Raw genomic sequence first — 7,668 nt, 5'->3', positions numbered from 1 at the left:
GCCCCGCTCCCTGACGCCCGCACAGCCGGTACCACCGAGGAGAAGCCGTCATGACGACTCGTGAGGTCGAGCACGAGATCACCATCAGCGCGCCCGCTGCCGCCGTCTACCGCCTCCTCGCCGAGGTGACCAACTGGCCGCGCATCTTCCCGCCCACCATCTACGTCGACCGGGAGGAGACCGGCGCCGGCGAGGAACGCATCCGCATCTGGGCCACCGCCAACGGCGAACCCAAGACGTGGACCTCCCGCCGCACCCTCGACGGCGAGGCGCTGCGCATCACCTTCCGCCAGGAGGTGCCGGCGCCGCCGGTCGCCGCCATGGGCGGCACCTGGATCGTCGAACCCCTCGACGGGGGCAGCTGCCGCGTCCGGCTCCTGCACGACTACCGGGCCGTCGACGACGACCCGCACGACCTGCTGTGGATCGAGCGGGCCGTCGACCGCAACAGCACCAGCGAACTGGCCGCGCTCAAGGAGAACGTCGAGCGCGTCCACGAGGCCGAGACGCAGCAGCTGACCTTCTCCTTCACCGACAGCGTGCGCATCGACGGCGCCGCCAAGGACGCCTTCGCCTTCGTCAACGAGGCCGGGCTGTGGCCCGAGCGGCTCCCGCACGTGGCCCGCGTCCGCTTCACCGAGGACACCCCCGGCCTGCAGGAACTGGAGATGGACACCCGGGCCGAGGACGGCTCGACGCACACCACCAAGTCCTACCGGGTCGTCCTCGGCCGGCACCGCATCGCCTACAAGCAGGTCACCCTGCCGGCGCTGATGACCCTGCACACCGGTGTGTGGACCTTCGAGGAGACCGAGGCGGGCGCCACGGCCAGCTCCCAGCACACCGTCACCCTCAACACCGACAACATCGCCAGGATCCTCGGCCCCCAGGCCACCGTCGCCGACGCCCGCGCCTACGTGCACAGCGCGCTGAGCACCAACAGCCTCGCCACCCTCGGCCACGCCAAGCAGTACGCGGAGCGGAACCGCTGACATGGCCACCGACCCGCACCAGGACCACCGGCTGGAGCCCACCGGGCCTGCCCGGACGGTCGACACCCAGGTGATCGTCGTCGGCGCGGGCCCGGTCGGCCTGCTCCTCGCCGGCGAACTGGCCCTGCGCGGCATCCAGGTGACGCTCGTCGAACGGCGGCACGGCCCCACCACCGAGTCCCGGGCGTCCACCCTGCACGCCCGCACCATGGAAGTGCTCGACAGCCGCGGCCTGCTCGCCGACCTCGGCACCCCGCCGTGCGAGCCGCGCGGTCACTTCGGCGGCATCCCCCTCGACCTGACCCTGCCCGGCCCCTACCCCGGGCAGTGGAAGGTCCCCCAGACCAAGACCGAGTCGGTGCTGGAGGAATGGGCCCTCGGCCTGGGCGCCGACCTCAGATGCGGGCACACCCTGCACACCGTCGACGACCACGGCAGCCACGTCGAGGCCGCCGCCACCGACCGTCACGGCACCCGCGTCCTGCTGCGCGCCCCCTACCTCGTGGCCTGCGACGGCCAGGACTCCACCGTGCGCGCCCTCACCGGCGCCGACTTCCCCGGCACCCCGGCCGCACGGGAACTGCTGCGCGCCGACGTCGAGGGCCTCGACATCCCCAACCGGCGCTTCCAGCGGCTCCCCGCCGGCCTCGCCATCGCCGCCCGCAACCCGGCGGGCGTGACCCGGGTCATGGTGCACGAGTTCGGCGCCGCGGTCCGACAACGCACCGGCGACCCGCACTACGACGAGGTCGCCGCCGCGTGGAAGCGGGTGACGGGCGAGGACATCACCGGCGGCACACCGGTGTGGGTCAACCGCTTCGACGACGAGAACCGGTGCCTGACCCGCTACCGGCACGGCCGGATCCTGTTCGCCGGGGACGCCGCCCACCGGCAGATGCCCATCGGCGGCCAGGCCCTCAACCTCGGCCTCCAGGACGCCTACAACCTCGGCTGGAAACTCGCCGCAGCCGTCGACGGCACCGCCCCCGCCGGACTCCTCGACACCTACGACACCGAACGCGCCGCGGTCGGCGCGGCCGTCCTCGGCAACATCCGCGCCCAGGCCCTGCTGCTCCTGGGCGGCCCCGAGGTCGAGCCGCTGCGCCCCGTCCTCGCCGAGCTCATCGCCCACGAGGACGTGCGCGCCCACCTCGCCGGGATGATCAGCGGCCTCGCGATCCGGTACGACGTCGGCGGCCCCGGGCCCCCGCTGCTCGGCGCCCGCCTGCCGCACACCGTGCTGCGCACCGGCGCCCTCGTGTGCACCACCGCCGACCTGCTGCGCTGCGGACGCGGACTGCTGCTGGGCGTGGGCGGGCCGCCGCCGCACCTGGACGCCGCCCTGGCCGACCGCGTCGACACGGTCACCGCCCAGACGGCGGCCGGCTCACCGCTGGAGGACGCCCGCGCCGTGCTGGTGCGGCCCGACGGCCACGTCGTCTGGGCGGGCACCGGGGACGGCGACGGGCTCGACCAGGCCGCCGCCCGCTGGTTCGGCTCCCCTTGAGACCCCCGGACAGCCGGGTGGGACTCGGCCGTCCGGGGACGTCGGACACCGCCCGCGGCTCAGCGCTGCCGCAGGTACTCCGCGCCCAGCGCCCGCAACCGCTCGTGCGCGCCCTCGTAGGCGCGGGCACCGCCGAGGACGCTCTTGGGCAGCTTGGCGACCATCGTGTACTGGGTGTCGCAGACGTTCGCCGCCGGCGCCAGTCCGGCCTGGCTGACCAACTGGTAGGCGTCCAGCCGGTCCAGGCCCAGCAGGTCCGCCGTCCACTGCACCAGGTCGTGCTGGCTGATCCGGAAGGCGTCCTCCAGCGGGCGCGCGTGCCCGGTGCTCAGCAGGAAGTCGTCACTCTCCAGCCGCGGGACGGCCGGTGCGCCGCCCTTGACGAGGTCGACCGCCACCACCGTGTTCATGGCGCACTCCACCGCCGTACCGCACACCTCGCCCTCGCCCTGCCGGGCGTGGCCGTCACCGACGGCGAACATCGCGCCCTCGACGTTGACGGGGAAGTACACCGTGGTCCCCGCGCGCAGCTCCGGGGTGTCCATGTTGCCGCCGTGCACACCGGGGGAGATGGACATCAGCCGCTCGCCCGCGGCGGGAGCCACCCCCACGGTGCCGTGCATGGGATCCAGCGGCAGGTCCACCGCGAAGTCGCCGCGGGTGGCCTCGAACCGGCAGGTGCCGGCCTTGGCGTCGATGCCGTACACCCAGACCCGTTCCTCCAGCGCCGGGTGCAGCATGGCGGTGGTGTGCGTGGCGGTCAGGGCGCCGAAGTGCGGGAAGGTACTGGAGACGCCCCAGTCGCGGGCCGGCGCGATGTCCACGAAGTGCACCGCGAGCGCGTCCCCGGGCTCGGCACCGGCGACCGCTACCGGACCGGTCACCGGGTTGAGGTACGGGAAGGCGCACACCCGGCTGGGCAGATCGGCCGGCCCGCGCACCCGGCCGCCGAAACAGTCCTCGGTGAACAACTCCACCACGCTGCCCGGCCGGACCGTCACCACCGGCGAGCCGCCCCCGAAGGAGTAGGCGTACCGGTCGGGGTCCGCGGGGACACTGATCACTCGGTCGGACAGGCTCATGCGCTCTCCTTCGGCTGAGTCGGGGAAACCTGACGGGACTCGGGCTCGTCCGCGCCCGCCACGGCGGCCAGCTGCGGGCGGCGGCCGGCCAGCAGCAACCCGGCCAGCACCACCACGCCGATGCCCAGCCAGACGAACCCCAGGCGCTGCGCGGCGATGTCGGCGTTGACCACGACGTACGCCAGGACACCGAACCCGATGGCCGGCGCGACCAGATGCCGCCACCAGTCGCGGCTGCGCCGGCGGATCAGGTAGTGGACCACGACGGACACGTGCAGCACCAGAAACGTCGTCAGCGCACCGAAGTTGACCAGGCTGCTCAGCAACGTCACCCCGTCGTCGCGGGAGTTCATGTAGAGGCCCAGACCCAGCGAGACGGCGGCCGTGAGCAGGGTCGCGTTCACCGGGACCCGGTGCCGCGGGTGCACCCGGGCCAGGAAGGACGGCAGCTGCCCGTCGCGGGCCATCGCGTACAGCAGTCGTGAGGTGGCGGCCTGGGCCACGAGCGAGTTGGCGAACCCCCAGGCCACCGCGGTGGCCGCGGCGGTCAGGGTGGCCAGCCACGCGCCGGAGGCGGCGCGGGCGGCGTCGTAGAAGGCGGTGCCGTCGGGATCGCCCCGGCCGATCAGCCGGTCCGGGTCGGGCACCAGCAGGGACGCCAGCCAGGTCTGCGCGACGAACAGCGCGCCGGCCAGCAGCAGCGCCGCCACCATGGAACGGCCGATGGCCCGCGCGGAGTCCTTGTTCTCCTCGGCCAGCGTCGAGATGCCGTCGAAACCCAGGAAGCTCAGCGCGGCGACGGAGACGGCGCCGAAGACCAGCGACCAGGAGAAGGTGTGCGCGTTGTAGACCGCCGTGAAGTCGAAGCCGCGGCCCTTGCCCTGGGCCAGCGCCACCCCGCCGGCCACCAGGAACACGGCCAGCACCACGAGTTCGGCCAGCAGCATCAGCTTGTTGACGCGCGCGGTCATCCGGATGCCCGTGTAGTTCACGGCCGTGTTGAGCACGACGAACGCCACCAGCCACAGCCACACCGGCACGGCCGGCACCAGCGAGTTCATCGCGATCCCGGCGATCAGGTACAGCAATCCGGGCACCAGCACGTAGTCGAGCAGGATCATCCAGCCGGCCAGGAACCCCACGGGCGGGGCGATGCCGCGCCCGGCGTAGGCGTACACCGACCCGGACATCGGGAAGGCCCGCGCCATCTGCGCGTAGCTCAGCGCCGTGAACATCATCGCCACCATGCCCACCGCGTACGTCAGCGCCACCATCCCGCCGGAACTCTGGAAGACGCTGCCGAAGATCCCGAAGGGGGCGATCGGCACCATGAACACCAGGCCGTAGACCAGCAGGTCGGCGAAGCTCAGCGAACGCCGCAACTCCTGCCGGTAGCCGTGGTTCTGGAGCGACTGACGTGACTGGAGCGAGTCGGAAGCCGGTGGTTCGGTCATCGCGTTCTCCTCACCGCGGGATCTCCGCGCCGCGGGAGAGCGTACGGCCGGTCGGGGTCCGGCGGGAGTCCGCGCGCGACCCGGCGGCGGCCCGCGCCCGGGTCCGGGAAGCGCCGACGATCCACCGTCACGGTATCGGTCTGTCGTACGACGCCTCATACCAGAGCGGGACGATCCGCGGGCGATTTCGGCAACTGCCCCCCGCACATGATGCACCGCTGACTACGGTGAGTGTCCGTCGGGCGACGTAGTGCCGCAACGAGCGGCCCGGCCGGCCGGCACAGCGATGGCGCATGCCCGCTCGCGCCCCCGCGTGAGCCCACAGGCCCGACGGACCAGTACGAGGACCAGATGTCACACCTCCGCGCACCGGCCGCCCGTGCGGACCGCCGTGAAGGCGGGCGGCACGGCCGGCCGGTCGCCCGCACCACCCCCTCGCTGCCCGAGACCCACATACGGCCCCACCTGCTGCGCCTGGCCGTGCTGCCGCCGACCGCGGTGGCCCTCAGCGCGGTCGCCGCCGTGCTGTTCACCGTGCGCTCCACCGGGGCGCGCCCCGGCCTCGTGCTGTGGGCGGTGCTCGCCGGGGCGGCCTCGGTGACCCTCGCGGCCCTGGTGACGGCCGTCGTCGCCGCGCGCCGCGCGGCCCGCTCCGTGCACGACCGGATCGGCGCCCTGCGCGCCGGCACCGCGCGCCGCGAGGCCGAACTGCAGGCCCTCGTCGAGGCGTTGCGCCACGGCGACGAACCGCCCCGGCGCGCGCAGCGCGGCGGACCGCCCGCCGACGCCGACGAGTTCGAACTGCTCGCCGCCGACCTCGCCCGCGCCCACGACGGGGCCGTCTGCGCCGTGGTCCAGGCCAGCCGGCTCTCCAGCCAGGCCGGCAGCGAACAGAAGCTCGAGGCCTTCGTCAACCTCGCCCGGCGCCTGCAGTCCCTGGTGCACCGCGAGATCTCCCTCCTCGACGAGCTGGAGAACGAGATCGAGGACCCCGACCTGCTCAAGGGCCTCTTCCACGTCGACCACCTCGCCACCCGGATCCGCCGCCACGCCGAGAACCTCGCCGTCCTCGGCGGCGCCGTCTCCCGCCGCCAGTGGAGCAACCCGGTCCCCATGACCGAGGTGCTGCGCTCGGCCATCGCCGAGGTCGAGCAGTACTCCCGGGTCAAGCTGGTGCCGCCGATCGACGGCCGGCTGCGCGGCCACGCCGTCGCCGACGTCATCCACCTGCTGGCCGAACTCGTCGAGAACGCCACGGTGTTCTCCGCGCCGCACACCCAGGTCCTGCTGCGCGCGGGCCTGGTCACCTCCGGGCTCGCCGTGGAGGTCGAGGACCGCGGCCTGGGCATGCCGGTCGGCGAACAGCTCCGGATGAACGCCCTGCTGGCCGACCCCGACCAGGTCAACGTCGCCAGCCTGCTCGCGGACGGCCGCATCGGCCTGTACGTGGTCTCCCAGCTGGCCCGGCGGCACGGCATCACCGTCCGCCTGCAGAGCAACATCTACGGCGGGGTGCAGGCCGTTCTGGTGGTGCCGCAGGCACTGCTCGGGGCGGAGGCGGGCATGGACGGGGTGCTCGGCGAGGAGACCGGCCCGCAGGCGCCGCCGGGGGCGTCCGCCGGTGTGCGGGCTCCCGTGGAGGCGCCGGAGGCACTGCCGACGCGGCAGCCGGTGCAGCCGCCGGTGCCGGGCCGGGCGGCGCGGCCGGAGGGCCCGGTCGGTCGGGCGAGCACGATCCCTCCGGAGGGCTCGCCCCGTCCGGACGCCGGCCCGGACCCGGTCGGGGCGGGGTCCCGGGGCAACGGCTCCCCAGGCGCCGGTGCCGCCGGAGCCGGCAACGCCGTGGCGGGCGCGGACCGCGCGGGCGCGGCGGCGGACGTGGACGGCGGCGGCGCGCAGGGAGCACGGAGCGCGGGCGGCCCGGGCGCGGAGGGCGATCGCGACGGTACGGGCGTCGGCGCGCGGGGCGTACCGGGAACCGGCGGCGCGCAACCGGCGCCCTCCGCTGCCTCTGCGGCGCCCTCGGCGGGTGGCGCGCCCGCGCCCCTGCCCCGGCGCGGGTCCCGTACGGGACGGCCGACCCCGGCGGAGGCGGTGCCCGGCATCCGTCCGGAGGACCGGGCGGCCGTGGCCGCGCACGCGGGCGTCATGCCCGCGCCGCGCGACGGCGTGGTGCGCGGCACCATGGAGAAGCCCCGGCTGCCCCGCCGCCGCGCTCAGGAGCACCTCGTGCCGCAGTTGCGCGGCGGCCCGGCACCCCGCCAGGACGGTGACGACGTCCCCGGCCACGACCCGGGGCTGATGGCCGCCTTCCAGCGCGGCGTCGGGCTCGCCGAGGCCCGCCGGAGCCAGGAACCCGTCGAGGAGGCGAGGCCGCGGACGCCGGACCCCGGCACACCCGCCGCCCCGCCGGGCGCGGTGCCCCCGGACGCACCGGAGGCACTGGATGCGTCGGAGGCACCGGAGGCATCGGGCCTGCCCGCCCCGCACCACGGCGCGCACGACGCCGCGACCGGCGCGTACGGCGACGGCGCGCACGCCCCCTACACGGGCAGTGCCCCCGCCCCGTACGCCGACGCCGCGCCCGTCCCGTACACCGGCAGCGGACTCACCCCGTACGCCGACAACGGACC

Annotated in this window: 5 protein-coding genes; 3 read left to right on the top strand and 2 right to left on the bottom strand. The window is 74.7% G+C overall.

The window, feature by feature from the left end:
* Window positions 1–50: 50 nt before the first annotated feature.
* Complete coding sequence (locus GV126_RS32040; RefSeq protein ID WP_159674407.1) at window positions 51–992, top strand: aromatase/cyclase; 942 nt, start codon at window positions 51–53, stop codon at window positions 990–992.
* A 1-nt stretch (window position 993) separates the two neighbouring features.
* The gene (locus tag GV126_RS32035; RefSeq protein ID WP_159674405.1) at window positions 994–2,499 is read left to right on the top strand and encodes an FAD-dependent oxidoreductase; all 1,506 of its coding nucleotides are present in this window, start codon (window positions 994–996) and stop codon (window positions 2,497–2,499) included.
* Window positions 2,500–2,558: 59 nt separating this feature from the next.
* Here GV126_RS32035 and GV126_RS32030 read toward each other — a convergent pair whose 3' ends face one another.
* Window positions 2,559–3,581, bottom strand: coding sequence for an acetamidase/formamidase family protein (locus GV126_RS32030; RefSeq protein WP_159674403.1), 1,023 nt, complete (start codon window positions 3,579–3,581; stop codon window positions 2,559–2,561).
* Window positions 3,578–5,035: an APC family permease gene (locus GV126_RS32025; protein ID WP_159674401.1), complete on the bottom strand. Its 1,458-nt coding sequence runs from the start codon at window positions 5,033–5,035 to the stop codon at window positions 3,578–3,580. The genes GV126_RS32030 and GV126_RS32025 overlap by 4 nt, the downstream gene beginning before the upstream one ends.
* A gap of 351 nt (window positions 5,036–5,386) precedes the next feature.
* Here GV126_RS32025 and GV126_RS32020 point away from each other — a divergent pair.
* Window positions 5,387–7,668 (top strand): sensor histidine kinase (locus GV126_RS32020; protein ID WP_236570322.1); only part of this gene is annotated, 2,282 nt, incomplete at its 3' end.

Origin of the sequence: Streptomyces mexicanus, from assembly GCF_902506575.1 — a bacterium.
Classification (GTDB): Bacteria; Actinomycetota; Actinomycetes; order Streptomycetales; family Streptomycetaceae; genus Streptomyces; species Streptomyces mexicanus.
This window is presented reverse-complemented; position numbering and strand designations above follow the sequence as displayed.

Bases quoted from the DNA above. Each gene is read 5' to 3' on its own strand.
- GV126_RS32040 (WP_159674407.1), top strand. From the start codon at position 51: ATGACGACTCGTGAGGTCGAGCACGAGATCACCATCAGCGCGCCCGCT.
- GV126_RS32035 (WP_159674405.1), top strand. From the start codon at position 994: ATGGCCACCGACCCGCACCAGGACCACCGGCTGGAGCCCACCGGGCCT.
- GV126_RS32030 (WP_159674403.1), bottom strand. From the start codon at position 3,581: ATGAGCCTGTCCGACCGAGTGATCAGTGTCCCCGCGGACCCCGACCGG.
- GV126_RS32025 (WP_159674401.1), bottom strand. From the start codon at position 5,035: ATGACCGAACCACCGGCTTCCGACTCGCTCCAGTCACGTCAGTCGCTC.